This is a genomic window from Thalassospira sp. MIT1004, from assembly GCF_001858545.1.
Taxonomy (GTDB): domain Bacteria; phylum Pseudomonadota; class Alphaproteobacteria; order Rhodospirillales; family Thalassospiraceae; genus Thalassospira; species Thalassospira xiamenensis.
Map to the genome: position 1 here is coordinate 247176 of NZ_MCAO01000022.1, position 24559 is coordinate 271734.

Below are 24559 nucleotides of genomic sequence, written 5' to 3' on the forward strand. Positions count from 1 at the left end.
TCATGACTGTTCGTTCTCGCATTATTGGTTGCGGTTCTTATCTTCCTTCGAATGTTGTAACCAATGATGAACTGGCAAAGCGCGTCGATACATCTGATGAATGGATCGTTGCGCGGACGGGAATACGACAGCGTCATATCGCTGCCGAAGGGGAAACTACCAGTGATCTTGCGGTGGCTGCTGCAACACGTGCAATGGAACATGCCGGTGTGACTGCCGCGGACATTGATATGATTATCGTTGCGACAGCGACACCCGATAATACCTTTCCGGCAACGGCAACAAAGGTACAGCATCGACTGGGCGTTGTCGGTTTTGCCTTCGACGTTCAGGCGGTTTGCTCGGGCTTCGTTTACGCCCTTACCACTGCGGACATGTATATCCGAAACGGTCAGGCAAAAACGGTTCTCGTGATCGGGGCAGAAACATTTTCGCGTATTCTGGATTGGGAAGACCGCCGGACATGCGTTTTGTTCGGGGACGGAGCAGGGGCGGTTGTTGTTCAGGCCGTTGAAGGCAAGGGCACCGTCGAGGATCAAGGTATTCTCGCAAGTCGATTGCATTCGGATGGTGGTAAATACGAACTGCTGTATGTCAATGGCGGTCCATCAACGACCCAGACTGTTGGTTTTCTTCAGATGGAAGGCAAGGAAGTTTTCCGCCATGCAGTGACCAACCTTGCAGGCGTTATTCGCGAAGTCCTTGCCGATACGGGGCTTGAAGTCGCGGATATTGATTGGCTGGTGCCGCATCAGGCCAATCGTCGCATTCTTGACAGCACTGCCAGAAAGTTTGGCATTTCCAAAGACAAGGTGGTCATTACGGTTGATCGTCACGCGAACACGTCCGCGGCGTCGATTCCCCTGGCACTTGCCGAAGCCGTTCATGATGGCCGGATCAAGCGTGGTGATATTGTAATTCTGGAAGCGATGGGCGGCGGTTTCACTTGGGGCGCTGCACTGGTTCGCTGGTAAGCTCTGGATTCTGTAGGATATCTGACAAAAACAAAGCATTTGCTTAAAAAACACAACATTCTGCCGCAAAGCGATGTATCCTGTTGATATTGACTGATTTCGCCACCAGATATAGCCTTGTGTATAAAGTCCCGTTTTAAGGAGGCGGCCTGTTATGTCGGAAGCTACGATTACCCGCGCTGATCTTGCCGAAGCCGTTTATCAGGAAGTCGGTTTGTCGCGTAACGAGTCCGCCCAGTTGCTGGAAACGGTTCTCGACGAAATTTCATCTGCCTTGATCAAGGATGAAGTCGTAAAGATTTCCTCGTTTGGCAGTTTTTCCGTTCGCCAGAAGGGACAGCGCATTGGTCGCAATCCCAAGACAGGTGAAGAAGTGCCAATCCTGCCGCGCAAAGTGCTTGTGTTCCGGCCGTCGCAGGTGTTGAAAGCACGCATTAACGCTTAAGAACTGAACTCATGAAAAATAACTTGGGGGCTGAGGCGGAAAACCGCCGCACAGCAAAGTCTGACTCTGCGTTTCGTACAATTAGCGAAGCAGCAAAAGAGCTGGGGCTGCAGCAGCATGTCCTGCGTTTTTGGGAATCCAAGTTTGCTCAGATCAAACCAATGAAACGTGCTGGCGGGCGACGTTATTATCGCCCGGAAGATCTGGTGTTGCTGGCTGATATTCGTTCACTGCTCCATGATCAGGGCTACACCATCAAGGGTGTGCAAAAGCTGCTTGATCAGAACAAGGGGCAGTTGCCTTCGGAAGTCGCGGTGGCGTCGCGGGCTGAAACCGTCGATGGTCCATCGGATGAAGCATCAGATATGGCTTATTCGGCAGGCACATCAGGAACACCAGATAAGACTGTTCTTGCAAACCTGTTAGGTGAATTGGAAGAGCTTCAAGGCATCCTCAGGTCGGCCCTGCAACAGTCGGAAAAAAATACGTAAAAACCATTTGCGTCTTTGGGCTTGCGCGGCTATTTATCGAGCCGCGTCAAACGACGCATTCTTTACGGTCGGAGCGTGGCGCAGCCTGGTAGCGCACCTGCATGGGGTGCAGGGGGTCGGAGGTTCGAATCCTCTCGCTCCGACCAATTTATTCTCCATCAAAATCTGATATGCGATCATTGGTACTGGCGAGGCTACGGCATCAGTCGGGCAAGCATTTCCACAGTGTTATTTTCGTCAACACGGATCAAAATGATTTCTCCTGATCTCGGATAGATGCCGGTTAATGCGGTGATATTCACCTGATGGGTAATCAACAGGGCCTTGATTCCTTCGGGAAGTGCACCAAGTCGGTCAATGATTTGGTCTGTTTGAGTTTTCTTGGTACCGCTATCACGGAAAAACGAATTAAGTGCCGGTTCTTCTGTCACGGGGCCAAGGTCAAGCAAGCTGGCGGTTTCCAAACAGCGACACCACTGACTGCTGAGAATTACATCCAACGCAATGCCCGCTTCACGGACGCGTTCTCCGATGGCGCGCGCCTGATTGCGACCGGTCTCGTCAAGATTTCGTTGGGTGCTGCAATCGCCAATGGTGAAGTTTTCCGGATCGCCAGTACCCGGCGCAATGGCATGACGCATTAGCGCATGCACATCTGGCTGATGCCATATATCCCACGCGTGCTCGGTATCTGACGCTTTGGCGCTGTGTGCGACAAAGGAGCATGCGAGGGTGAGAACAGCAACCGTATTTCTGACAAATGAACACATGATCCGGCACACTCAGTGGTAAAAGGTGATTAACCTTGATACCCGTGGACATGCTGATTAGATCAGTGCAGCGGTTCGGGATCGCGACCGGATGTCCTTATGCGTTTTTATCAGCAACAGAGGTCGCAACCCTACGACCTTCATCGGTTAGTTTGCAAATCAGCCAGTTCGGTTTGATCGGGTTGTCGAACCATGGGGCAGCCCATCCATGATCAATGCAGCTTTTGACTGTTTTTTCACTGATTTGCTTGCCATTGGTGTCAAAGAGCGGCAACTTTCCACCCGGCTGGCTAAGGCCACGGCGCAACCAATCGAGTTGTGTTTGTGTCGGTTTCACCTGCTTTTTCCCCGTCATGGCATCCCTGAATTGATAGAATAGGTTTGTGTGTGGCGCGATGTGATGATGAAGCTATATATTGCAGGTAAGTGTGACGGATAATCAACCGAGGGGCAATCGCCATGACATCGAAGTCCTTTGATCGTAGTGACATGGTCTTTCTTTATGTGACCGCGCCGGACATGGAAGTCGCCCGCTTGATTGCGGGCGGTGCCGTTCGAGAAAGATTGGCGGCCTGCGCGAACATCATGCCCCAAATGACGGCAATCTATGAATGGGATGGTGATATCGAAGAAGAAAACGAGATAATTGTTATTCTGAAATCGACCAGCACAGCGGCAACGACGCTTTCGGAATGGATCACAGATCATCACCCCTATGATGTTCCCTGTATTCTGGAAATTCCATTAGGCAGGGGAAATGGACCATATGTCGATTGGTTGCGCGGTCAGGTCGCAGGGGCAACAATCCCGAATTGATTGCATCAATGGCCTTTGGCCCCTAGGATGGCTGAAATTTTACATTTAACGAAGTGACCAATGAACCAGCTTACAAAACTTGCCCTTGAAATGGGGCCGCTGATCCTGTTTTTCGCAGTCAATGCGACAACCAATCTTATGACTGCAACAGCGGTTTTTGTAACGGCAACAGTGGTTGCTCTGGCAGTATCGTATGCTATTGCCCGAACCATTCCGGTGATGCCGTTGATTGGCGGCGCTTTCGTGATCGTGTTTGGCGGCTTAACGCTTTATCTCGACAATGATCTGTTCATTAAAATCAAGCCGACGATTGTCAATCTGCTGTTTGCAGCGATCCTGTTTGGCGGTTTGATTGCTGGAAAGCTGTTTTTGAAATTGGTTTTGGAAAGTGCATTTAAGGCGACGGACGAAGGATGGCGCATCCTGACCTGGCGCTGGAGCATTTTCTTCGTCGTTCTTGCCGTGATCAATGAAATTGTCTGGCGCAATTTTTCGACCGATACATGGGTTGCGTTCAAGGTATGGGGGATTATGCCGCTGACCATGGTGTTTGGCATGGCCCAGGTTCCAGTCCTGATGAAACATCAATTGCCAGAAAAAGAGAACGGTTCATCTCCGGCATAAGGTCTGAACGAAAATAAGAAAGGAGGGATTTTCATCCTGCCTTTCTTATTGAATGGAAGAACACGCTATTTGACGGGTAGGGCGACGCTGACCGCAGCCTGAGCCGCGATACCTTCCTCGCGTCCGGTGAAGCCCAGGCGCTCTGTCGTCGTCGCCTTCACATTGACGCGATCAACTTCAACACCAAGAATTTCAGCAACCTTTTCGCGCATGGCCGGTGTATGCGGTCCTATTTTGGGCCGCTCACAGATCAGGGTGATATCCGCATTGACGATGCGTCCGCCGCGTTCGCGGATCAGATTGACTGCGTGAAGAACAAACTGATCCGATGCTGCCCCCTTCCATTTCATGTCAGAAGGCGGGAAATGTTGGCCGATATCGCCGGCACCAATGGCACCCAACAATGCGTCTGTTAACGTATGCAGGCCGACATCCGCATCGGAATGGCCTTCAAGGCGTGCGGAATGGGGGACTTTGACACCGCAAAGGATACAATGGTCACCTGGGGCAAATCGATGAACGTCAAAACCGGTACCAGCCCGGAACTCTTCGTGGGTCATATCGCTGTCTTTCTCTGAGGCTGGAACAGGGGTAATCCAGTCACGGGCGCGCCCAATATCGTCGGGGCGCGTAATTTTGTCGTTTGAAACAGCCCCCTCTACGCAGACCACATCCAGGCCAAGTTGTTCCAGCAGGGCGGCATCATCAGTGAATTCGTGCCCCTCAAACTGTTGGTGAGCATCAAGGATCGTTTTGAAATGAAATCCCTGAGGTGTCTGGGCGCGATGAAGCTGTTCTCGTGGAATGGTTCGTCTAATTATCCCGGTGGATTCCGTCTGCTTGATGGTGTCGAGAACGGGAAGGGTGGGAATGGCACCCTGATATGTCGCCAGAGCTGAGATGACGCGGTCGATAACATCGTCTGAAATGCCCGGCCTTGCCGCATCATGAATAAGCACGTGGTCAGGGTTTTCATTTTCCAGTGAACGTAATCCGTTCAGGACAGATTGTTGTCTTGTCACTCCACCGGGCACTGGGGCGTCCAAGGATAGGCCTTTAACCGAATTATCGTACAAATCCTGATGGTCAGGATTATAAATGACCCTAATCAGTTCGGACGGCACATGCTTAGCGAAGCTCTCAATGCAGTGACGCAGCAATGTCTTTGCGCCAAGCAGATGATATTGTTTTGGTATCGGATCACCAAATCTGCTACCGCTGCCTGCTGCAACGATGACAACTGCGATTTTTTTGGTCATAAACGTGATGCCGTGACTTGTCTGAATTGCGCCGCAGGCTATCTTTCTGCGATGACTTTGCCAAGTCGCCATTTGCCTGATGTTATGATGTAAACGCCTTTAGGCCGGATCCGAACATGATTGCTGCCGCCTTACATATCTTATGTTTGCTACCGCTAACCACGCAAATCATGCGGCGCGACCCGCAGCGCGACATATGGCTGTTTTTGTCCATATTTGTTGCCGCGGCTGGTACGGTGATCGTGCTTGGCCTGACGGGCGAGGAAGTGCAATCGCGCGGATTTACAGCGGCTTTGCATTGGTCGGAACTTTCCGTGATCCTGATCTTTGGCGGGCTTGTCATATGCAACGGGCCGAAACAAATCTGGCGTCTTGCCGGTTATATCGGTGGATATCTTTTGGCATTCGGTGGAGTTGCAGCTGTTTTTAACGTCTTTGAACCGGTTGCTGACCCGTCGGTTGCAGAACCGGTTCTTTATTCTGGCTGGCTTTGGGTTCATATCGGAACGTCACTTGTAACCTATGCGCTTGTGACACTGTCTGCAATTGCGGCCATGGGCTATGTTATTCAGGAAGATGCACTTAAAAATCGCCGTCCAAACCGCTGGACCCGTCGCCTGCCGCCGTTGCGCGACAGCGAACACATGCTTGTGAGTTTTCTGAAATGGTCGGCATGGGTCCTTGTGATCGGAATTATTACCGGTTTTGCATTGCGCCAGGTCGAGGGGCAATCGCTGCTCTATCTTGATCACAAGATGCTTCTTACCCTGCTTGGTTTTGCCGTGATTTGCGGCCTGATATTCATTCATGAAAAATCCACTCTGCGCGGGCGTATGGCTGTTCGGTTTGTGCTGGGGGCATGGCTGCTGCTTACCCTGGCATTCCCGGGCGTTCGATTTGTTTCGGGATATCTGATCGGATGAATATTCCGGGCCTTGTTTAAAGGTGGTGGCCGTGTTGGTTGGCTTATATTCGCCAATTCGCTTAGAGTTGTTGCAACGCCGAGCCAGTTTCATTAATCTGCCCAAGTTTTAGGCAATCGGATTTCCTTCATGTCTTTGCAGATCGGTTCTGTAAATGTGCCAGAGAATGTCATCTTGGCACCAATGTCAGGTGTGACTGACCTTCCTTTTCGGCAACAGGTGCGCCAGTTTGGCGGGCATCTGGTTGTCTCGGAAATGATTGCGTCTGATGCCATGACACGTATCCAGCGCCATCAAAAAGAAGTGCGCAAAATGCACGGCGATTGTGCAGCCGAAAGCCCGCTTTCCATTCAGCTTGCCGGAACTGAACCCGATGAGATGGCGCTTGCCGCAAAGATGAACGAAGATCGCGGTGCTATGATCATTGACATCAATATGGGCTGTCCTGCCAAAAAGGTCACAAAGGGCTATGCCGGATCGGCCCTGATGCGTGATGAGAATCTTGCTGCCGATATCATTGAGGCAACTGTCAATGCCGTTTCCGTACCCGTGACGCTTAAGATGCGTTTGGGATGGGACGATGACAATCGTAATGCGCCGCGTCTGGCAAAAATCGCCGAGGATCTGGGAATTGCGATGTTGACCATCCATGGTCGGACACGCTGCCAGTTTTATAAAGGCGATGCGGACTGGGACGCAATTGCACTGGTCAAACAGGCTGTATCGATCCCGGTTATCGGCAATGGGGACGTCAATAGCGAGGAAGATGCGGCAGAGCTTCTGAAACGTTCCGGTGCTGATGGTGTAATGGTGGGGCGTGGCGCGCAGGGACGACCGTGGTTTCTGGCACAGGTATCACATTATTTGAAAACCGGTCAGAAACTGTCAGCGCCGTCGCTTGCTGTGCAACTGCAAACGATCCTTAGTCATTATGATGCGATGATTGATCATCACGGTCAGCAAGGTGTTCGTATCGCAAGAAAACATTTGGCGTGGTATTGCAACAGTTTGCGTAACGCGACTGAATTCCGTCGTATTGTGAATGAGTTAAGTGACCCATTTGAAGTCAAGTATCAGATCCAGGCATTCTACGAGCCATTGATCGAAAATGCAGATAAACAGGCCGCGGCCTGAGAAAAACAAGAATTAAATAGCGATATTATCGGGGAAAATTTGAATGAGACTTGGATTTGGCAAAGGAAACGGGGTAGACCCGACTGGCGTGCTTAATGCAATTGCCAGTGCGGTCGTCGTTTCTGATCGGGATGGCAAAATCCGCTTCGTCAATCAGGCGACGGAACAGCTGTTCAATACCAGCGCCGCCGTTTTGTGCCGCAGCAACCTCAAGGACTTCATTCCCGGTGATAGCCCGGTTTTCTCGTTGATCAGTCAGGCCATCGACGAAGCAACCTTGGTGGCGGATCATAATCTTCTGATCGAAAGCCCGAAGATTGGCAAACATACCGTCAATCTGACAGTGGGCTCGATGCCAGATGAACCTGATTGCGCTGTTCTGACGTTCGAGCCGCGCTCTATCGCTCAGAAGATTGATAATCAGTTGTTAAGCCGGAATTCGGCACGTTCGGTAAGTGCGATGGCAGCGATCCTTGCGCACGAGATTAAAAATCCGCTATCGGGTATCCGTGGTGCGGCACAGTTGCTTGAACAAACATCGAATGAAGACGACCGGGTACTAACGCGGTTGATATGTGATGAGGCCGACCGGATCGTTGACCTTGTTGACCGCATGGAAATCTTTTCCGACAAGCCGATGGAACGCGGTGCGGTTAACATTCATACCGTGCTTGAACATGTCCGCAGGCTTGCTGAAAACGGTTTTGGCAAACACCTTGCATTCGAAGAAATCTATGACCCGTCGTTGCCACCGGTATTTGGCAACCGCGATCAGCTGATTCAGGTATTTCTGAACCTTCTTAAAAATGCAGGCGAGGCTGTCGACCATGACAGCGGTCATATTGTGATTTCAACGCGTTACCAGCATGGTATCCGTCTGGCTGTGGCTGGCGGAGATGCACGTGTGCATTTGCCACTGGTTGTTTCGGTGCGCGACAATGGACCGGGCATTGCGCCCGATATGCGCGAAAGCCTGTTTGATCCGTTTGTGACCACCAAACCAACCGGTTCCGGACTGGGATTGGCGTTGGTGGCAAAAATTATCAATGACCATGGTGGTGTTATAGAAGTGAAAGACGCACCGGGGGGCGGTGCCGAATTTCAGATCATGCTGCCGATCTATAACCGCACGTTGGCCGAAGACGTCAGTGCGGATAATATAATGAAAAACAAGGAAGAAACCGTATGAGCCCGAGCCCGGCCAGAATTCTTGTTGCTGATGATGACCGTGCGATCCGTACTGTTCTGACGCAGGCTCTGTCGCGTCAGGGGCACGAGGTCCGCAGTACAGGTCACGGACGTACCTTGTGGGACTGGATTGCCGATGGGGACGGCGATCTGGTGATTACGGATGTTATGATGCCAGATGAAAACGGGCTTGATATGGTGCCGCGTATCCGCAAGCTTCGACCGGATTTACGCGTTATCGTCATGAGCGCGCAGAACACCCTGATGACAGCCGTAAAAGCAGCACAGCGCGGTGCATTTGAATATCTTCCAAAACCTTTTGATTTAAACGAGTTGATCAGCATTGTTGATCGTGCGCTTGAAACACCACAAGCCGCCGACAATGCCAAATCATCAGATGATGAAGGTGATGACCGTCTGCCATTGATCGGTCGTTCCGCGGCAATGCAGGAAATCTATCGTGCGCTGGCCCGGTTGATGAACACCGACCTGACAGTGATGGTGACTGGTGAAAGTGGTACCGGCAAGGAGCTGGTAGCGCGTGCACTTCATGAATATGGCGGTCGTCGTCATGGGCCGTTCGTTGCCATTAACATGGCAGCAATCCCGCGTGAACTGATCGAAAGCGAGTTGTTCGGTCATGAAAAGGGTGCTTTCACCGGTGCCAACGAACGCAAGGTTGGCCGCTTTGAGCAGGCCGAGGGCGGTACGCTGTTTCTCGATGAAATCGGTGATATGCCGCTTGAAGCCCAAACCCGTTTGCTTCGTGTCCTTCAGGAAGGCGAATATACCCGTGTTGGCGGGCGCACGCCAATCCGCGTTAATGTTCGTATTGTTGCGGCAACACATCGCGATCTGCGCAAACTGATCCGCGAAGGAACTTTCCGCGAGGATTTATTCTATCGCCTGAATGTCGTGCCGATCCGTTTGCCATCCCTTCGGGAGCGGCTTGAAGATATCCCGGAACTGGTCAATCACTTCCTGATGCAGGCAAGCGAAGAGGGACTTCCTCGCAAGACGCTTTCTTCCGATGCGATGGCGCGTTTGAAGGTGCATCGCTGGCCGGGCAACATCCGCGAACTGGAAAACATGGTTCGCCGTCTGACGGCTCTATATTCGCATGATGTGATTGGTGTCGATGTTATCGAAACCGAGTTTTCCGAAAATAACATCAGCGAGTCAGCCCCAGTCGGAGAGCCTCAGTCACTTGCGGAATCGATCGAACGTCATGTTCGCGAGTATTACGATGCCCATGACGAGGATTTGCCATCAAGTGGTCTCTATGATCGTATTCTGCGTGAAATGGAACGCCCGCTTTTGACCGTTACACTGGAAGCGACCAGGGGCAATCAGGTGAAGGCAGCCGAGGTTCTTGGGCTTAATCGCAATACCCTGCGCAAGAAAATTCGTGATCTCGGACTGGAAGTTGTTAGGGGCGCAAAATGACCGAAGCCGGACGACCCGTCACCAGTCGTCTGATGCAGTCGTGGTTTGTCAGGTTTCTGGGGCGACTTAGCCAATCGCGAAAGTTTGCGATAGGTTTGGTCTGTGCCGCGCTTGTATCTGTTCTTGCGACCTATCTCGCGATGACCGGTACCGCACCGCTACGGCCAGAACCTCGTCTGATCATCCTTTTGCTGAATATTGACCTTGTTCTTGTTCTTGCTCTTGCCACGCTGGTTGCCCGCAAGCTCGTCCAGATATGGGCAGAGCGACGTCGTGGTACGGCCGGCGCCAAACTGCATACAAGAATGGTTCTGCTGTTTTCACTGGTCGCGGTAACGCCAGCGATTATCGTTGCCGTATTTTCCGCGTTGTTCCTGCATTTCGGTATTCAGGGATGGTTCAGTGATCGCATCCGAACCGCCGTCGAAGAAAGTATGGTGATTGCCGAAGCATATCTGAAAGAACATCAGGAACTGATCCGGGCCGATGTTCTGGCAACGGCCAATGACCTTCAACGTCTTGGCGTCAACTTTGCGACTGATCGGGAGCGGATCAACAGAATTCTGACGGCGCAGGCAGATGCACGTGGTTTGCCCGAAGCCGTCATTATTGATGGAAGCGGAGCCGTTCTGGCGCAATCCGATTACAGTTTCTCATACGATCCGGTTTTGTCGCCAATCCCGCAGGAAGTATATGATCGCGCTCGAAATAATGATGTGGTTCTGATTTTGGGCAATAGCGATAATCGCATCCGCGCAATGACACATCTTGATAGCTTCATCGACGGGTATCTTCTTGTTGGCCGGTTCGTCGATCCCAATGTGCTGGAACGTATCGATAAGGCCCGCAAAGCGGTTACCGCATACGAAAACCTTGAAGGCGAACGATCAGGGATCGTGATCACCTTTGTCATGATCTTTGTTCTGATCGCGGTTGTTCTGCTTTTGGCGGCGGTTACGCTAGGGCTGATGGTCGCAACGCGATTGGTTGAACCGATTTCTCAGTTGATCATCGGTGCCGAAAAAGTCAGCGATGGCGATTTAACCTTCCGCGTTCCGCTTGCGGGGCAGGAGGACGAGCTTGAGGCATTAACCCGTGCCTTCAATCGCATGACGTCCCAGCTTGACACGCAGCGAACGGAACTGGTGGCGGCCAACCGCCTGAATGATGAACGTCGGCGCTTTACAGAAGCCATTTTGGGTGGTGTGACGGCAGGCGTTATCGGACTGGATGAAGAGTGTCACATCAATCTTCCAAACCGCAGTGCGTCGGACCTGATGGGAATTGATCTGGATGGGGCTATCGGGAAGTCGATCTGCGAGGTTATCCCGGAATTTTCCGTGTTGTTCGAAGATCTCAGCAAGGAAGGGGATCGCAGTAAATCACGGCAGATCGAAATACGGCGCGATGGTTTGAACCTTATGCTTTTAGCGCGCGTCACGATCGAGCGTGCGGAAGACCGGTCTATTTTCGGATATGTCGTAACTTTTGACGATGTCACTGAACTTCAAACCGCGCAACGGATGGCCGCATGGGCCGATGTTGCCCGCCGTATCGCCCACGAGATCAAGAACCCGCTAACTCCGATACAGCTCTCAGCAGAACGTCTTAAACGTCGATATCTGAAGGAAATTCAAAGCGATACCGAGGTATTTAAAACCTGTACCGACACGATTATTCGTCAGGTTGGAGATATTGGACGCATGGTTGACGAATTTTCAAGCTTTGCCCGAATGCCATCGCCAAAGATGAAATCGGAAAAGATTGTTGATCTGGTGAAAGGTGCCGTGTTCCTGCAAAAACAGGCTTACACCAAAATCATCTATGACTTCGACGCAAAGGCAGGACGTGAAATTGAGGTATCCTGTGATGCGCGTCAGGTTAACCAATGTCTTACCAACACCCTTAAAAACGCCGCAGAGGCGATCGAGGGGCGGGAAGGTGATGTTACCGAGCTTCCGCAAGGACGTATCGAAATTTCTGTAACACGTTCTGATGAAAATCAACGTATCTATGTGACAGTTTCGGATAATGGCAAAGGTCTGCCGGTTGAAAACCGTGAAAGGCTGACCGAACCCTACGTCACCACACGATCAAAAGGTACTGGTCTTGGTCTTGCAATCGTCAAGAAAATCATGGAAGACCATGGCGGAGAGCTTATACTTGCCGACGGTGTCGAGAGCGGTGCAACCGTTACGCTGGCGTTTCCGACCGCAGGCAAACACATAACTGCAGAAGATACTGCGGACAGCAATTCTTTGAACAACTGATCTGGTTGTTTCATCAGCAATAATTTAAATACGGGCATATTGGTCAAGACATGGCGCACGATATTCTGATCGTCGATGATGAAGAAGATATCCGGGCTCTGATTGCCGGAATTCTGGAAGACGAAGGACACAAGACCCGTCAGGCAGGCTCCAGCCAGGAAGCGCTTTCCGAGGTTGCTGCTCGCCGTCCGAGCCTTGTTATCCTCGATATCTGGATGGATGAAAGCGATCACGACGGTATCGAGACTCTGAAGCTGATCAAACGTGAGCATAGCGAAGTCCCAGTAGTCATGATTTCCGGCCACGGAAATATTGAAACCGCGCTTGAAGCTTCACGCAACGGGGCATATGATTTCATCGAAAAACCGTTCAATACGGATCGGCTTTTGCTGGTGGTTGAACGTGCCATTGATGATGCGCGCCTGCGCCGCGAAAACCGCGAACTAACCATGCGGGCAGGGGGCGATACCGAACTTGTCGGCAGTTCAAGTGCCATCAACGGATTGCGCCAGGCCATTGATCGGGTTGCCCGCACAGGAAGCCGTATCCTGATTTCAGGCCCTGCTGGTTCGGGAAAAGAGGTTGTCGCGCGCCTGATCCACAAAAATTCCGCCCGTTCAGATGCACCATTCGTTGTGCTGAACTGCGCAAATATTTCGCCGGAAACGATGGAGGAATCCCTGTTTGGTGCGGTTGCGGCTGCAAATCGGGAAGCCCGCACCGGGGTGCTCGAACTCGCACATGGCGGTACGCTTTTGCTTGATGAAGTGGCTGATATGCCACTGGAAACGCAAGGAAAAATCGTTCGTGTGCTGCAAGAACAAACCTTTGAACGTGTTGGTGGTTCTGTTCCGGTCAGTGTTGATGTTCGTGTCGTTGCGACGACTGCGCGCGACCTGGAAGAGCGTATTGCTGAACAGCGTTTCCGTCAGGATTTATACTACCGTCTGAATGTTGTACCCTTGCAGGTGCCGTCATTGCAGCAACGTCGCGATGATATCCCGGATCTTGCCGAATGGTTCCTTGTGCGTTACGCCGAAGCGACCGGCCTGCCAAAGCGTAAACTGTCGGGGGAAGCATTGGCTGCGTTGCATTCCTATGACTGGCCGGGAAACGTTCGTCAACTGCGAAATGTGATTGAACGATTGATGATCATGGCGCCGGATGACAGTACGGATATTATCAGCGGTAAAATGCTGCCAGCCGAGCTGTTTGAAGATGTTCCTGTATCTTTGAATTTTGATAAAACCAGTGAAATCATGGCATTGCCGCTGCGTGAAGCCCGCGAGATGTTCGAAAAGGAATATCTTCAGACACAGGTAGAGCGCTTTGGCGGGAATATTTCCAAAACCGCAAGTTTTGTAGGAATGGAACGTTCGGCCTTGCATCGAAAACTCAAAAGTCTGGGCGTGAATGGAGAACGTGCTGAATAAGCCGCCTCATACGATCCGGAACTTTTGAACGGGAGACGAAACAATGAAGGTCATCATTTGCGGCGCCGGGCAGGTGGGCTTCCACATCGCCAAATACCTTGCTGCCGAAAACAATGATGTGACGGTTATCGACCAATCGGAAGAATTGGTTCGCAAGATTTCCGATACACTGGAAGTCAAGGGGATCATTGGCTTTGGATCACATCCTGATGTCTTGCAGCAGGCAGGTGCCGATGAAGCAGATATGCTGATCGCGGTGACCTTTGCCGACGAAGTCAACATGACGGCCTGTCAGGTTGCGCATTCGCTGTTTAATGTGCCGACGAAAATCGCCCGTATTCGCAGCCAGACCTATCTGCAGCCAGAATGGGCAAGCCTGTTTGGCCGTGAAAAGTTGCCGATCGACGTTGTGATTTCCCCTGAAATGGAAGTTGCCCGCGCCGTCGCACGGCGTTTGCGGGCACCCGGTGCATTCGACATGATCCCGTTTGCGGATGACAAGGTCAAAATCCTTGGTCTTCGCTGCAACGAAGATTGTCCGGTGATCAATACACCGCTTCGTCAATTGCATCAGCTTTTTCCGGATCTGAATATTTCGATCCTTGGCATGATCCGTAATGATAAACCGGTTTATCCCAAGGGCGATGATCAGATGCTGGCTGGTGATCTGGTCTATCTGGCGGTGTCCAGTGACCAGGTGGATCGTGCCATGTCGGCCTTTGGTCACGAAGACCCGGAAGCACGACGCATTGTTATTTTCGGGGGTGGGAACATCGCACTTTTCCTGGCCGAGGAAATCAATCAGAACTTCCCAGGTGTCACTACCCGCCTGATCGAGGCTGATCCGGAACGTGCCCGTTTCGTAGCTCAGAAACTGCCCAAGAAAAGCGTGGTTCTGCGCGGGGATGTGCTTGATCCCGAACTGCTTGAAGAGGCCAATGTCGGCAATGCCGAGGCGGTTGTCGCGCTGACTAACGATGATGAAACCAACATTCTGTCATCGCTTCTGGCGAAACGGTATGGCTGCCCGCGCGCGCTGACCCTGATTAACAAAAGCACCTATACATCTTTGGTTTCCGAGCTTGGGATTGACGTTGTCATCAGCCCGCGCATGACGACGGTGTCGACCATTCTGCACCATGTTCGCCGTGGGCGAATTCGTGCGGTGCACAGTCTTTCCGAAGGATTTGGCGAAGTTCTGGAAGCCGAAGCACTTGAGACAGCACCAATTGTCGGCAAGGCGATCAAGGATATCGCCATGCCGGCAGGCGTTGTGTTTGGTGCAATCCTGCGCGATGGCGAAGTCGTGATGCCACGCGCCAATACGGTAATCGAAGCCAATGACCGGATTGTGGTCTTTGCGGGCTCCGAGCAAATAAAAAAGGTCGAAAAGATGTTTGCCGTACGGCTGGAATATTTCTAAAAATTCAAAGGCTTGCAGCATTATTATTGTAAATCAGATTAACGTGCGTTCCGGATATATTCATGTCAGAAAAAATGCTATTGCCGCCCAAAGCCGTTATTTTCGACTGGGACAACACGCTGGTCGATAGCTGGGAAACCATTCAGGCGGCTCTTAATCTGACATTTGATGATTTTGGCAAGGATCGGTGGGACCTTGCCGAGACAAAAACACGGGTCGCGCGTTCATTGCGGGACAGTTTCCCAACCCTTTTTGGCGACGACCGCTGGGAAGAAGCCAAAGATCGTTTCTATGCCCATTTCAAGGCGATACACTTGGAAACCCTTACGCCACTCGCTGGCGCGCATAATCTTTTGGGTGCGCTTCGTGATACTGGTGCCTATATGGGGGTGGTCAGCAACAAGAACGGTGATTTTCTGCGCTCGGAAGTTGCCTATCTTGGTTGGGGGCATTATTTCGGTGGTGTGGTCGGGGCTACAGATGCAAAAAAAGACAAACCGGCGGCTGATCCGGTGCATATGGCGATGGGCGACTCTGCTGCGGCGCAATATGAGAATCTTTGGTTTGTGGGTGATAGCGTGGTCGATATTCAGTGCGCGCGCAATGTTGGTGCAACCGCGATACTGATCGGCGACGGAATTACCGGCCACGGGGACACCACGAATTCCGCGAATCTTGGACCAGATTGGCATTTCCCCGATTGCGAAGCGCTTGTAAGGCTTGTAAAAAGCTTTGCGGAAGTCTTATAGTTCAATCAGGTCATAAAAATGGGGCCGGAACCGTAATTGACAGAAAAGTCGTCGGTTCTGCATTTTCCTTGACCGCCCGAAACGATAAAAACGCTCATAAAAGAAGGCTAGGTCTAACCAATGGCGGAAAAATCACAAAATGTTCAGGACGTATTCCTGAATTATTGCCGTAAAAACAAAACGCCGGTTACCGTGTTTCTGGTCAACGGAGTCAAATTGCAGGGCATTATTACCTGGTTTGACAATTTCTCTGTTTTGCTGCGGCGCGATGCTCACACCCAGCTCGTTTACAAACACGCGATTTCGACGGTAATGCCGACGACACCGATTAAACTGTTTGATCCGAGCCAGCCTGCAACGGACGAAGAAAATAGCTGATGAATCTCTGACTGCGGGGGCTAACGGCGACGATGACAGCCCCCGGGTCCTCGTTTTCCATCCGGAACTGAAACGTGCGGATCAAGCTGGATCCTGGCGCGACGCATCGTCGCGACTGGAAGAAGCCGTCAGCCTGACCGGCGCACTGGATTTTGAAGTTGTGGGCGCAGAGGTTGTGCCCATAGCAAAGACACGTCCGGCCACCCTGTTTGGGACCGGTGTCGTTGAACGCCTTGGAAATCAGATCAAAGCCGAAGAAGCCGACATTGTCATGATCAATGGCCAGCTTTCCCCGATCCAGCAACGTAATCTGGAACGGGAATGGAAATGCAAGGTTATTGATCGGACCGGTCTTATTCTTGAAATCTTTGCTGATCGTGCGCGCACCCGTGAAGGGCGCCTGCAGGTTCAACTGGCGTTGCTGAGCTATCAAAAGTCCCGTCTGGTTCGCACATGGACGCACCTTGAACGCCAGCGTGGCGGTCGCGGGTTCCTTGCCGGTCCTGGGGAACGCCAGATCGAGATCGACCGTCGTTTGATTGGCGACAAGCTGGCCAAACTTCGCCGTGAGCTTGAGGAAGTCAAGCGGACACGCGAACTTCATCGCGAGGCACGTCGACGCGTTCCTTATCCGATTGTGGCACTTGTCGGCTATACCAACGCTGGCAAATCAACGCTGTTCAACCAGTTGACCGTTTCGGACGTCTTTGCAGAGGATATGCTGTTTGCAACCCTTGATCCGACCATGCGCGGTCTTGAACTGCCAAGTGGTCGTAAGGTGATCCTGTCCGATACTGTCGGATTTGTTTCAGACCTGCCGCACGATCTTGTAGCAGCGTTCAGGGCGACACTTGAAGAAGTTCTCGAAGCTGACTTGATCGTGCATGTGCGTGATGCCTCCTCGCACGAGGCGGAAGCCCAGAAGCTTGACGTGCTGGAAGTTCTAAAAGCGCTTGGTCTGCAAAAGGCAATTGACGGCGAAGAGCTGGTCGAGGCGCTGAACAAATGCGATCAGCTTGAAGGCGAAGATTTGACCGCTGTGCAGGAATATTCGGCACGTAATGCCAATACGATTGCAATATCAGCGATCAAAGGCACCAACTGTGATGCGTTGCTGGCTCTGATCGAGGATAGGCTGACCGAAGACATGCCTGTTTTCGAGCTGCTTGTCCCTTATTCGGATGGCAAGGCGTTGGCTCGGCTCTATGAACAGGGCGAAGTGCTAAAACGGATTGACGGTGAGGACGGCATTTCGGTGCAGGTCAGAATTGATGACAGTCGCGTCGGTCGTTTCGAAGATTGGTGCGCCAAATCCGGGTTTGATCTGCATTTGGTCTAGAATTGCCTGTTAGAACTCAGACTGGAAAGGAACAAAGTGTGCTTAGTGTCGATATGGATAAGGTGACTGAGATTATCCGCGAAGTATCGGCAGAAGAGATCGCACCGCGTTTTGGGCAGCTGGAAAAAGGCGACATCGATACCAAAACCCATGCAATGGATCTGGTAACGATTGCGGATACCGAGGCAGAACGTGTTCTAACAAAGAGGTTTTGCGATCTTTTGCCCGGCAGTGTCGCACTGGGTGAAGAGGCCGCGCATGCCGACCCGAAACTGCCGGAACGTGTGTTTGGTGAAGATGCCCCGATCTGGATCATCGATCCTGTAGACGGCACCAAAAACTTCGCCCACCACAAACAGCCGTTTCGCTGCATGGTTGCCCTTTATCACGGTGGCGAAACTATTGCTGCGTGGATCGTTGACCCTATTGAGGGTTCGGCAACGGTCGCGGAAAAAGGGGCGGGGACGTATCATAATGCCGCCCCCGTCCGGGTTCGCTCAGACATTCAGGCAGCCAAAGATGCCAAGGGATTTCTAATCTCGTTCGCGCGTGATCGTATTCGCAAGCATTATGGTCATATCGATTTCTTTGACGAGATTGCCCACTATTCCTGTTGTGGGGCCGAATATCAGGAAATTGCCCGGGGACTTTTTGATTTCTGCGCCTATCGCAACCTGAAACCCTGGGATCATGCGCCCGGCACCTTGCTTGTGCGGGAGGCTGGTGGTGTTGCCAAATATATCACCGCTGACAGATCGAATGAATATCACGCCAATGGCAATGCGCTAGGTTTACTGTGTGCATCCTCACCTGAACTTTGGGCGGAAATGAACGAGTTATTGCTGCCTTTGTTCGAGTAGTTTTCGCTCTTTATCCTTCAACCGCTATTGCGCTCCGCCTGTTTGGCGGCGTTCCAAAGCGCATCCATTTCTTCCAGATCGGATTGCCCTGCACTTCGCCCGTCGCGTGCCAATTCGTTTTCGATGAAATGAAAACGTCGTGTGAATTTGTGGTTTGCGCGACGCAAGGCAACTTCGGGATCAACACCCAGCTTGCGCGACAGGTTGGCCATGACGAACAGCATGTCACCGAGTTCGTCCTCAATCCGATCCTGATCAGGGTTTTCAGTCAGTTCGGCCTGCAGCTCGCCGATTTCTTCATGCAGTTTATCAAAAACTTCATCCGTGGATGGCCAGTCAAACCCCACACGCGCAGCCCGTTTCGTCAGTTTCTCGGCACGCATCAGCGCGGGCAGGGCGCTTGCCACACCGTCAAGGGCGCTATGGCGTTGCTGCCCTTTTGTTTCAGCCTTTTGCGCACGTTCTTCGGCCTTGATCTTTTCCCATGTCTGATTGACACCATCCGTGGTTATGGCATCACCATCGCCAAAGACATGCGGATGACGATCAATCATTTTCGAAACAATGCTGTTTGCGACATCTTCAAAGGTGAAATGACCTTCTTCGGTGGCCATCTGCGAATGAAAAACGACCTGAAGCAACAGATCGCCAAGTTCCTCGCGCAGTTCGCTCATATCATTCTGGGCAATCGCATCGGCAACTTCATATGCCTCCTCGATTGTGTAGGGGGCGATGGTCGCAAAATTCTGTTCCAGGTCCCAAGGGCAGCCGCCATCGGGATCACGTAATCTGGCCATGACATCCAGTAATGCATTGATTGCCTTCCTGTTATGGTTCGCCATGTCCGTAATGTCCTGCTTATTCGTTGTGACTTGTTCATTCTGTCGTAACGCGACATACCCTGCATGGCAAGCTCGCGGAAAAGCAAGGCAAAACAAAAACCGCCAGAAGATGACTGGCGGTTTTCGATTTGTAATTGCCGCTTGATTTAATCAGGCTGCGGCACGCTCTTCGGGTTTGGCAACGCTTTTATCGTCAGCTTTGCTATGCTTGCCTTCGACAAGCCCCCGATGCAACGCCTTAATTGCCTTGTTGAAGTCGCCTTCGGCAACCACGAACTGAAGATCAACACGGCGACTTGGATAGTGGCTGGCGACCAGTTCAATGCCGTCGGCGTCAAGAATGCCAACCGCACGGGCAAATAGGCCCGGCTGATCAATATTGGCACCGATCACAGAAACAATTGCAACCTTGCGGGTTTTCACACTCGCTTCGGGTTGTTTCTCTTCGATCTCATCCACACAGCGGCGGATTTGCTTAAGCGGTGCGGATACATAATGCGTGATCGTGTTTGCATTCAGGTTCTTGGTGACGGTTGGAACCTTGAAGCGTTTCAGGACACTCAGAATTGTTTCTTCACCACCGGCAACACCAACCATGTCCTGATTGAACACTTCGATCTCGAATGCTGTCGGTACGCCAGTCACGATTTCGACACGGCTGTCATCCGGGTCCCAATGATCGTCAATGACGGTCCCCGGATGTTCCGGCTCAAACGTATTGGCAATACGAAGTGGGATATCATTCTGACGCAGCCCCTTTGCTGCGCGCGGATGAATGGCTTCCATGCCCATATTTGACAACTGATCGGCGACATCATAGCTGGTGCGACCAATCGGACGCACGGCATCCTCACCGACGATGCGAGGATCAGCACTCGACAGGTGGAATTCCTTGTGAATGATCGCTTCGCGGGCCTGTGTCAGGCAGGCGATACGCGAAAACGTTACTTCGCTGTATCCGCGACCATAGATGCTCATCAAACCTTCGCTGCACTGGGCATAGCCAGTGGCAATCGGAAGCTGTTTGGCGATGTCGATATCGGAAAATACCTTTTCGATACGGCCATCAAGCGTTGATGCTTCCGGCTCACGCCAGCCAGAAAGGTCGGCAAAAACAGCATTAACACCCTTGGCACGGAGCAACAGCATGGTGTTGTGGGCACTATGCGCTTCACCAATCGCGCTGAGCATTTCGCGAACAGTCAGCAAATGCTTTTCAAGTCTGAAATGCCCAAAGCTGCACAGGCGATGCAGGTCCATCAGACAACTGCGCGTGCCTTCAATACGCTCTTGAACGAATGCATTTGCCAGCTTGAGCTCCGGCGCATCGCCAAAGATTTCTTCGTTAATCGCACACATCTTTTCAGAAACCTTGGTCAGGGAATCGCCCCATGCCCAATCGGTTTCCGAACCCGCATAAAGCTGATAAACGCCGGCTTCACCGGTCTTTTTGTTTTCCAGCAGCATGTCAGTGAAACCGCCATAAGCCGAAACCACAAAAACGCGGTTATAAAGTTCTTCATCGCTACGATTGCCGACAAGGATGTTGTCCATTACGGCATTGACCTGCGACATCGATGTTCCGCCGATCTTGTGAACGCTATGCCCAGCGTCCGTTTTTGCGACAGTCTTTTTCTGGGCTGAAAGCATGTTGCCTCCTTTGGGGGCGTTTCCTTGAAAAGTCTATTCATTCAAAGCTTGGGGCGGTCCGTAATGGCCGCCCCAAAGCAAAAGCCCTAGCTGGCGAGTGCATCACCATCAAGCGGGTAAACCCCGTTTTCATCGTGGGTTTCGCGCCCGTTAAGCGGCGGGTTGAACGCACAGGCAACCACCATATCCTCAGTGCCACCACGCAGATAATGACGATCGTGCTTATTGAGTATGTAAACTGTGCCAGGCACGATCTTGTATTTCTTGCCGTCCGCGATGGTTTCGACTTCGCCATTACCAGAAATGCAATAGACGGTCTCGAAATGGTTGGCGTAGCAAATTTCGGTCTCGGTGCCGGCATAGATCGTGGTGATGTGGAACGAGAAACCCATGCCATCGTCAGCAAGCGACAGACGAGTGCTTTCCCAGTTATCGGCGACGATACGGCGACCGGATGCTTCACATTCTTTCAGTGTGCGAACAATCATGTATAACTCTTTGATTTAATTAGAACCGTGGGGCAGGGCGACACCGTGATGTCGCCCAGTTAAAATCATTCAGCAGCAGCCTTCGGTGCAACAATTTCCTTGTCCATTGCCTTGGCGGTCGCCATTTCCAGAATATCAAGGCCGTGGGCCAGATCTTCTTTGGAAATGATCAAGGGCACCAGGCATTTGACGACTTCGTCTTCCGGGCCACTGGTTTCGATAACCAGATTGTGCGCGAAACATTCCTTGGTAACCTTAGATGCGACCTCGCCACTTTCAAAGCAGATACCCTGCATCAAGCCGCGACCTTTGCGATAGATTTTCCCATCGCCATAGCGTTCGGCAATCTGTTCAAGGCGCTTGCCAAGGAAGTCGGCCTTGTCTAGGATATCGCTAGCGAACTTGTCATCCGACCAGAAATGATCAAGTGCAGCCGCCGCCGTCACAAATGCATGGTTATTGCCGCGGAACGTGCCATTGTGTTCACCCGGATGCCATACATCATATTCCGGTTTGATCAGAACAACCGCCAGCGGCAAACCATAAGCCGAAAGCGATTTAGACAGCGTCACCATATCGGGTTTGATCCCGGCTGGCTCAAAGCTGAAGAAGGTGCCTGTTCGGCCACAACCCGCCTGAATATCATCAACGATCAGCAGGATATCGTGCTTACGGCAGACCTGTTCCAGCTTTCTCAGCCAGTCAAAATCAGCAGCGTTCAGCCCGCCTTCGCCCTGAACGGTCTCAACGATGATGGCAGCGGGCAGGGCGATACCACTTGAATTGTCGCCCAGAACACGGTCCAGATATTCAGTCGTGTCGGCACCGTCACCCATGTAACCATCGAAGGGGACCGCCACGGCATTATCAAGAGATACCCCGGCAGCACCACGATGATGCTCGTTACCAGTAATTGCCAGTGCACCAAGTGTTACACCGTGGAAACCATTGGTGAATGAAATCACGGTTTCGCGTCCTTTTACACGGCGCGCAAGCTTAAGGGCCGCCTCAACCGCGTTGGTACCGGTTGGGCCGGTAAACTGGATTTTATAATCCATGTTGCGTGGTTTCAGCACTTTGCTTTCCATCGCATTCAGGAAAGCAGCCTTGGCCTTGGTGTGCATATCCAAGCCATGAGTAATGCCGTTCGATTTGATATAATCGATCAGTTTTTCCTGCAACACAGGGTGATTATGCCCATAGTTAAGGCTACCTGCACCAGCAAGGAAGTCGAGATAACGTTTGCCATCGATATCGGTCAGCCAAGCACCTTCCGCTTTTTCAAAGGTAACAGGAAAGGAGCGAGCATAGCTCTGGACTTCCGATTCAAGACGATCAAATACAGTCATAATTCCCTCTTTTGATTGGGAAAATAAAAAATGGTCCTGTCATAGCAAACGTCCGGGCAGGCCGGTTTGTTCCATCTAAATGACAGCAGAAAGCAGGAAAATGATGATCTGGCGATCAGGCTGCTACGCGCGCAACGTCCTCACGTTCGAACGGGCCGATCTGCCAAAGTATTTCACTTGCGGATGCGCCATCGAAATGCGTTTCGCGTTCGAACAGGACCTTGCGTTTGACCTCGGTCTCCAGTTCGCGTGCCACGGAACGGAAAACACCCTGTGACGGTGCATTCGACGACGTGATGGTCGTCTGCAGCTCGGTCACGTCATGACAAATCGGGCGATCAAGGATTTCAAGAATCATGGACTTCGCAAGCTTCAGGCCGCGCGCCTTTGGTGAAACGGCAACCTGCCAGATAAACAGACGTTCCGGATTTTCCGGAACAATGTAGCCAGAAACGAACCCTACGGGCTCGCCGTTAAGTTCTGCGATCACGCAGGTATCTGCGAAATGCGAACATTGCAAAAGGTTGCAATAAACAGAATTTTCGTCCAGAGGCTTGCATTCAGCAATCAATTCATTGACTGCTGCACCGTCTGTGGCCTTGGGTTTCCGGATCATCAAATTGGCTTTACGGCCGTTATTGCCGTTTGTGGTGGCAATTTTCATCGGTCTATCTGCTCTATTATTTCGATATACGATCTTTCATGTCGCGATAAATATATAGAATATCGATGCAAAAAGGTCAACATGCGCTCTGTGACGAAATCGTGATATCTCTCATTATGTTGATATTATTTGATATTTTATTTTTTTGTGGGCTCATTCGCTTTATGGGGAAATCAAAGAAATTTGCATAGATGATACAACAGATTTCGATTGAAATATATTTCGATCATCTATGCAAAGAGTCCGGAAAACGTTGCAGAGTATCAGTTTTATGGGGTATTAGTTGGTCAAATCAGAACAACAAATTCCGGAAATTGCCGCATGGACAAGTTGCACGAAGCGCTCATTTCAATTCGACGCATTTTACGTGCCAGCGACATTCACGCCAAAAAGCTTGGAAAAGTCACCGGCCTCAAGACATCGCAACTTATTGTCCTCCAGTCTCTTGAAGAATTCGGGGAAATGACCGTTGGGGAAATCGCCGGGAAGGTCAATCTTGCCCAGGCTTCCGCAACGGCGCTTGTCGATAGGCTTCAGGCGATGAACCTCGTGATGCGTGCGCGCGGAAATACAGACAAACGAAAGGTCTTTGTGCAATTGACCGAGCATGGTCGAAATGTTCTGGGTCGTGCACCAATGGCACTTCATGATCGGTTTTCTGATAAGTTCAAGGCGCTTGACGAGTGGGAGCAAAGCTTCCTCATCGCAGCCCTTCAGCGTGTTTCCGGCATGATGGACGCCAGCGACTATGACGTCGCACCACTGCTTGATCACGAGGTAATCATAGAGAAGGGTGGTGAACCACCCAGATCCGCTCATTGATTGGTCTGCAGCCAAGAGGTTCGCGCACGAAAAGACAGGCGGCAGGTGCAAAAGGAAAAGCTTGGAATGTGTCGTGATGATAGTCGAGCAGAAATTTAGCAACGCCGATCACGAAAAGATATTATGTTTTATAACAACATCTTGATTAGAATTTCTCGTTAAATAGATCACAATTAATTTGTCATAATATATATTATAGAACTTTAGCCGCTCTCCGTTTCC

The 24559-nt window shown here is 51.4% G+C and carries 25 protein-coding genes and 1 tRNA gene; 18 read left to right on the forward strand and 8 right to left on the reverse strand.

What is annotated here, in order from left to right; translation table 11 throughout:
• The first annotated feature begins 2 nt into the window (after positions 1 to 2).
• The 4 genes from BC440_RS09750 to BC440_RS09765 all read left to right on the forward strand — a co-directional run bounded on the left by BC440_RS09750 (position 3) and on the right by BC440_RS09765 (position 2056).
• Complete coding sequence (locus BC440_RS09750) at positions 3 to 974, forward strand: beta-ketoacyl-ACP synthase III (RefSeq protein ID WP_071239982.1); 972 nt, start codon at positions 3 to 5, stop codon at positions 972 to 974.
• Between the two features lie 154 nt (positions 975 to 1128).
• Positions 1129 to 1419 (forward strand): integration host factor subunit alpha, encoded by a 291-nt coding sequence (locus tag BC440_RS09755; protein WP_007089542.1) that lies wholly within the window; start codon positions 1129 to 1131, stop codon positions 1417 to 1419.
• An 11-nt stretch (positions 1420 to 1430) separates the two neighbouring features.
• Positions 1431 to 1910: a MerR family transcriptional regulator gene (locus BC440_RS09760; RefSeq protein WP_071239983.1), complete on the forward strand. Its 480-nt coding sequence runs from the start codon at positions 1431 to 1433 to the stop codon at positions 1908 to 1910.
• Positions 1911 to 1979: 69 nt separating this feature from the next.
• Positions 1980 to 2056 (forward strand) — tRNA-Pro (locus tag BC440_RS09765).
• 48 nt (positions 2057 to 2104) lie between these two features.
• On the opposite strand, the gene BC440_RS09770 is transcribed toward BC440_RS09765, so the two are convergent.
• Together BC440_RS09770 and BC440_RS09775 are read right to left on the reverse strand one after the other, a co-directional pair.
• A complete protein-coding gene (locus tag BC440_RS09770) occupies positions 2105 to 2551 on the reverse strand; it encodes a histidine phosphatase family protein (protein WP_071239984.1) in 447 nt (148 codons plus the stop codon).
• A 226-nt stretch (positions 2552 to 2777) separates the two neighbouring features.
• Positions 2778 to 3035, reverse strand: coding sequence for a hypothetical protein (locus BC440_RS09775; RefSeq protein WP_071239985.1), 258 nt, complete (start codon positions 3033 to 3035; stop codon positions 2778 to 2780).
• 104 nt (positions 3036 to 3139) lie between these two features.
• Between BC440_RS09775 and cutA the strand changes: the two genes are divergently transcribed.
• Positions 3140 to 3496 carry a divalent-cation tolerance protein CutA gene (cutA, locus tag BC440_RS09780; RefSeq protein WP_071239986.1) on the forward strand — a complete coding sequence of 119 codons (357 nt, stop codon included), beginning with the start codon at positions 3140 to 3142 and terminating at the stop codon, positions 3494 to 3496.
• A gap of 60 nt (positions 3497 to 3556) precedes the next feature.
• Positions 3557 to 4120: a septation protein A gene (locus BC440_RS09785; RefSeq protein WP_037992603.1), complete on the forward strand. Its 564-nt coding sequence runs from the start codon at positions 3557 to 3559 to the stop codon at positions 4118 to 4120.
• Positions 4121 to 4185: 65 nt separating this feature from the next.
• Here the strand turns inward: BC440_RS09785 and BC440_RS09790 are convergent, their stop codons facing one another.
• Complete coding sequence (locus BC440_RS09790; protein WP_071239987.1) at positions 4186 to 5379, reverse strand: bifunctional 2-C-methyl-D-erythritol 4-phosphate cytidylyltransferase/2-C-methyl-D-erythritol 2,4-cyclodiphosphate synthase; 1194 nt, start codon at positions 5377 to 5379, stop codon at positions 4186 to 4188.
• 170 nt (positions 5380 to 5549) lie between these two features.
• Between BC440_RS09790 and ccsA the strand changes: the two genes are divergently transcribed.
• From ccsA to BC440_RS09845, 11 genes are all read left to right on the forward strand, one after another.
• Positions 5550 to 6302 (forward strand): cytochrome c biogenesis protein CcsA, encoded by a 753-nt coding sequence (gene ccsA / locus BC440_RS09795; protein WP_247643554.1) that lies wholly within the window; start codon positions 5550 to 5552, stop codon positions 6300 to 6302.
• Between the two features lie 129 nt (positions 6303 to 6431).
• Complete coding sequence (dusB, locus tag BC440_RS09800) at positions 6432 to 7436, forward strand: tRNA dihydrouridine synthase DusB (protein WP_071239989.1); 1005 nt, start codon at positions 6432 to 6434, stop codon at positions 7434 to 7436.
• Positions 7437 to 7479: 43 nt separating this feature from the next.
• Positions 7480 to 8625, forward strand: coding sequence for an ATP-binding protein (locus BC440_RS09805; protein ID WP_037992596.1), 1146 nt, complete (start codon positions 7480 to 7482; stop codon positions 8623 to 8625).
• Positions 8622 to 10070 carry a nitrogen regulation protein NR(I) gene (ntrC, locus tag BC440_RS09810; RefSeq protein ID WP_007089552.1) on the forward strand — a complete coding sequence of 483 codons (1449 nt, stop codon included), beginning with the start codon at positions 8622 to 8624 and terminating at the stop codon, positions 10068 to 10070. The genes BC440_RS09805 and ntrC overlap by 4 nt, the downstream gene beginning before the upstream one ends.
• Positions 10067 to 12340 (forward strand): PAS domain-containing sensor histidine kinase, encoded by a 2274-nt coding sequence (locus BC440_RS09815; RefSeq protein WP_083379334.1) that lies wholly within the window; start codon positions 10067 to 10069, stop codon positions 12338 to 12340. The genes ntrC and BC440_RS09815 overlap by 4 nt, the downstream gene beginning before the upstream one ends.
• A gap of 50 nt (positions 12341 to 12390) precedes the next feature.
• Positions 12391 to 13773, forward strand: coding sequence for a sigma-54 dependent transcriptional regulator (locus tag BC440_RS09820; RefSeq protein ID WP_007089554.1), 1383 nt, complete (start codon positions 12391 to 12393; stop codon positions 13771 to 13773).
• Positions 13774 to 13816: 43 nt separating this feature from the next.
• The gene (gene trkA, locus BC440_RS09825) at positions 13817 to 15196 is read left to right on the forward strand and encodes a Trk system potassium transporter TrkA (protein WP_007089555.1); all 1380 of its coding nucleotides are present in this window, start codon (positions 13817 to 13819) and stop codon (positions 15194 to 15196) included.
• A gap of 62 nt (positions 15197 to 15258) precedes the next feature.
• A complete protein-coding gene (locus BC440_RS09830) occupies positions 15259 to 15945 on the forward strand; it encodes an HAD family hydrolase (RefSeq protein WP_071239990.1) in 687 nt (228 codons plus the stop codon).
• A 120-nt stretch (positions 15946 to 16065) separates the two neighbouring features.
• Positions 16066 to 16323, forward strand: coding sequence for an RNA chaperone Hfq (gene hfq / locus BC440_RS09835; RefSeq protein WP_007089557.1), 258 nt, complete (start codon positions 16066 to 16068; stop codon positions 16321 to 16323).
• Complete coding sequence (gene hflX / locus BC440_RS09840) at positions 16283 to 17662, forward strand: GTPase HflX (protein ID WP_139192097.1); 1380 nt, start codon at positions 16283 to 16285, stop codon at positions 17660 to 17662. The genes hfq and hflX overlap by 41 nt, the downstream gene beginning before the upstream one ends.
• A 53-nt stretch (positions 17663 to 17715) precedes the next feature.
• Positions 17716 to 18522, forward strand: a complete 807-nt coding sequence (locus BC440_RS09845; RefSeq protein WP_071239991.1) for an inositol monophosphatase — start codon at positions 17716 to 17718, stop codon at positions 18520 to 18522.
• A 17-nt stretch (positions 18523 to 18539) separates the two neighbouring features.
• On the opposite strand, the gene mazG is transcribed toward BC440_RS09845, so the two are convergent.
• The 5 genes from mazG to ectA all read right to left on the reverse strand — a co-directional run bounded on the left by mazG (position 18540) and on the right by ectA (position 23515).
• Positions 18540 to 19364 (reverse strand): nucleoside triphosphate pyrophosphohydrolase, encoded by an 825-nt coding sequence (mazG, locus tag BC440_RS09850; protein ID WP_071239992.1) that lies wholly within the window; start codon positions 19362 to 19364, stop codon positions 18540 to 18542.
• 150 nt (positions 19365 to 19514) lie between these two features.
• Positions 19515 to 21014, reverse strand: coding sequence for an aspartate kinase (locus tag BC440_RS09855; protein ID WP_071239993.1), 1500 nt, complete (start codon positions 21012 to 21014; stop codon positions 19515 to 19517).
• An 86-nt stretch (positions 21015 to 21100) separates the two neighbouring features.
• Positions 21101 to 21502 carry an ectoine synthase gene (locus tag BC440_RS09860; RefSeq protein ID WP_007089562.1) on the reverse strand — a complete coding sequence of 134 codons (402 nt, stop codon included), beginning with the start codon at positions 21500 to 21502 and terminating at the stop codon, positions 21101 to 21103.
• A gap of 65 nt (positions 21503 to 21567) precedes the next feature.
• On the reverse strand, positions 21568 to 22851 hold the full coding sequence (ectB, locus tag BC440_RS09865) for a diaminobutyrate--2-oxoglutarate transaminase (RefSeq protein WP_071239994.1): 1284 nt from the start codon (positions 22849 to 22851) through the stop codon (positions 21568 to 21570).
• A 115-nt stretch (positions 22852 to 22966) separates the two neighbouring features.
• Positions 22967 to 23515, reverse strand: coding sequence for a diaminobutyrate acetyltransferase (gene ectA, locus BC440_RS09870; protein ID WP_007089564.1), 549 nt, complete (start codon positions 23513 to 23515; stop codon positions 22967 to 22969).
• Between the two features lie 210 nt (positions 23516 to 23725).
• Between ectA and BC440_RS09875 the strand changes: the two genes are divergently transcribed.
• Complete coding sequence (locus tag BC440_RS09875) at positions 23726 to 24337, forward strand: MarR family winged helix-turn-helix transcriptional regulator (RefSeq protein WP_247643555.1); 612 nt, start codon at positions 23726 to 23728, stop codon at positions 24335 to 24337.
• Positions 24338 to 24559: the final 222 nt, after the last annotated feature.

What these genes read in the sequence shown, in the direction of transcription:
- BC440_RS09750 (WP_071239982.1), top strand. Translation starts at nt 3, where the DNA reads ATGACTGTTCGTTCTCGCATTATTGGTTGCGGTTCTTATCTTCCTTCG.
- BC440_RS09755 (WP_007089542.1), top strand. Translation starts at nt 1,129, where the DNA reads ATGTCGGAAGCTACGATTACCCGCGCTGATCTTGCCGAAGCCGTTTAT.
- BC440_RS09760 (WP_071239983.1), top strand. Translation starts at nt 1,431, where the DNA reads ATGAAAAATAACTTGGGGGCTGAGGCGGAAAACCGCCGCACAGCAAAG.
- BC440_RS09770 (WP_071239984.1), bottom strand. Translation starts at nt 2,551, where the DNA reads ATGCGTCATGCCATTGCGCCGGGTACTGGCGATCCGGAAAACTTCACC.
- BC440_RS09775 (WP_071239985.1), bottom strand. Translation starts at nt 3,035, where the DNA reads ATGACGGGGAAAAAGCAGGTGAAACCGACACAAACACAACTCGATTGG.
- cutA (WP_071239986.1), top strand. Translation starts at nt 3,140, where the DNA reads ATGACATCGAAGTCCTTTGATCGTAGTGACATGGTCTTTCTTTATGTG.
- BC440_RS09785 (WP_037992603.1), top strand. Translation starts at nt 3,557, where the DNA reads ATGAACCAGCTTACAAAACTTGCCCTTGAAATGGGGCCGCTGATCCTG.
- BC440_RS09790 (WP_071239987.1), bottom strand. Translation starts at nt 5,379, where the DNA reads ATGACCAAAAAAATCGCAGTTGTCATCGTTGCAGCAGGCAGCGGTAGC.
- ccsA (WP_247643554.1), top strand. Translation starts at nt 5,550, where the DNA reads ATGCGGCGCGACCCGCAGCGCGACATATGGCTGTTTTTGTCCATATTT.
- dusB (WP_071239989.1), top strand. Translation starts at nt 6,432, where the DNA reads ATGTCTTTGCAGATCGGTTCTGTAAATGTGCCAGAGAATGTCATCTTG.
- BC440_RS09805 (WP_037992596.1), top strand. Translation starts at nt 7,480, where the DNA reads ATGAGACTTGGATTTGGCAAAGGAAACGGGGTAGACCCGACTGGCGTG.
- ntrC (WP_007089552.1), top strand. Translation starts at nt 8,622, where the DNA reads ATGAGCCCGAGCCCGGCCAGAATTCTTGTTGCTGATGATGACCGTGCG.
- BC440_RS09815 (WP_083379334.1), top strand. Translation starts at nt 10,067, where the DNA reads ATGACCGAAGCCGGACGACCCGTCACCAGTCGTCTGATGCAGTCGTGG.
- BC440_RS09820 (WP_007089554.1), top strand. Translation starts at nt 12,391, where the DNA reads ATGGCGCACGATATTCTGATCGTCGATGATGAAGAAGATATCCGGGCT.
- trkA (WP_007089555.1), top strand. Translation starts at nt 13,817, where the DNA reads ATGAAGGTCATCATTTGCGGCGCCGGGCAGGTGGGCTTCCACATCGCC.
- BC440_RS09830 (WP_071239990.1), top strand. Translation starts at nt 15,259, where the DNA reads ATGTCAGAAAAAATGCTATTGCCGCCCAAAGCCGTTATTTTCGACTGG.
- hfq (WP_007089557.1), top strand. Translation starts at nt 16,066, where the DNA reads ATGGCGGAAAAATCACAAAATGTTCAGGACGTATTCCTGAATTATTGC.
- BC440_RS09845 (WP_071239991.1), top strand. Translation starts at nt 17,716, where the DNA reads ATGGATAAGGTGACTGAGATTATCCGCGAAGTATCGGCAGAAGAGATC.
- mazG (WP_071239992.1), bottom strand. Translation starts at nt 19,364, where the DNA reads ATGGCGAACCATAACAGGAAGGCAATCAATGCATTACTGGATGTCATG.
- BC440_RS09855 (WP_071239993.1), bottom strand. Translation starts at nt 21,014, where the DNA reads ATGCTTTCAGCCCAGAAAAAGACTGTCGCAAAAACGGACGCTGGGCAT.
- BC440_RS09860 (WP_007089562.1), bottom strand. Translation starts at nt 21,502, where the DNA reads ATGATTGTTCGCACACTGAAAGAATGTGAAGCATCCGGTCGCCGTATC.
- ectB (WP_071239994.1), bottom strand. Translation starts at nt 22,851, where the DNA reads ATGACTGTATTTGATCGTCTTGAATCGGAAGTCCAGAGCTATGCTCGC.
- ectA (WP_007089564.1), bottom strand. Translation starts at nt 23,515, where the DNA reads ATGAAAATTGCCACCACAAACGGCAATAACGGCCGTAAAGCCAATTTG.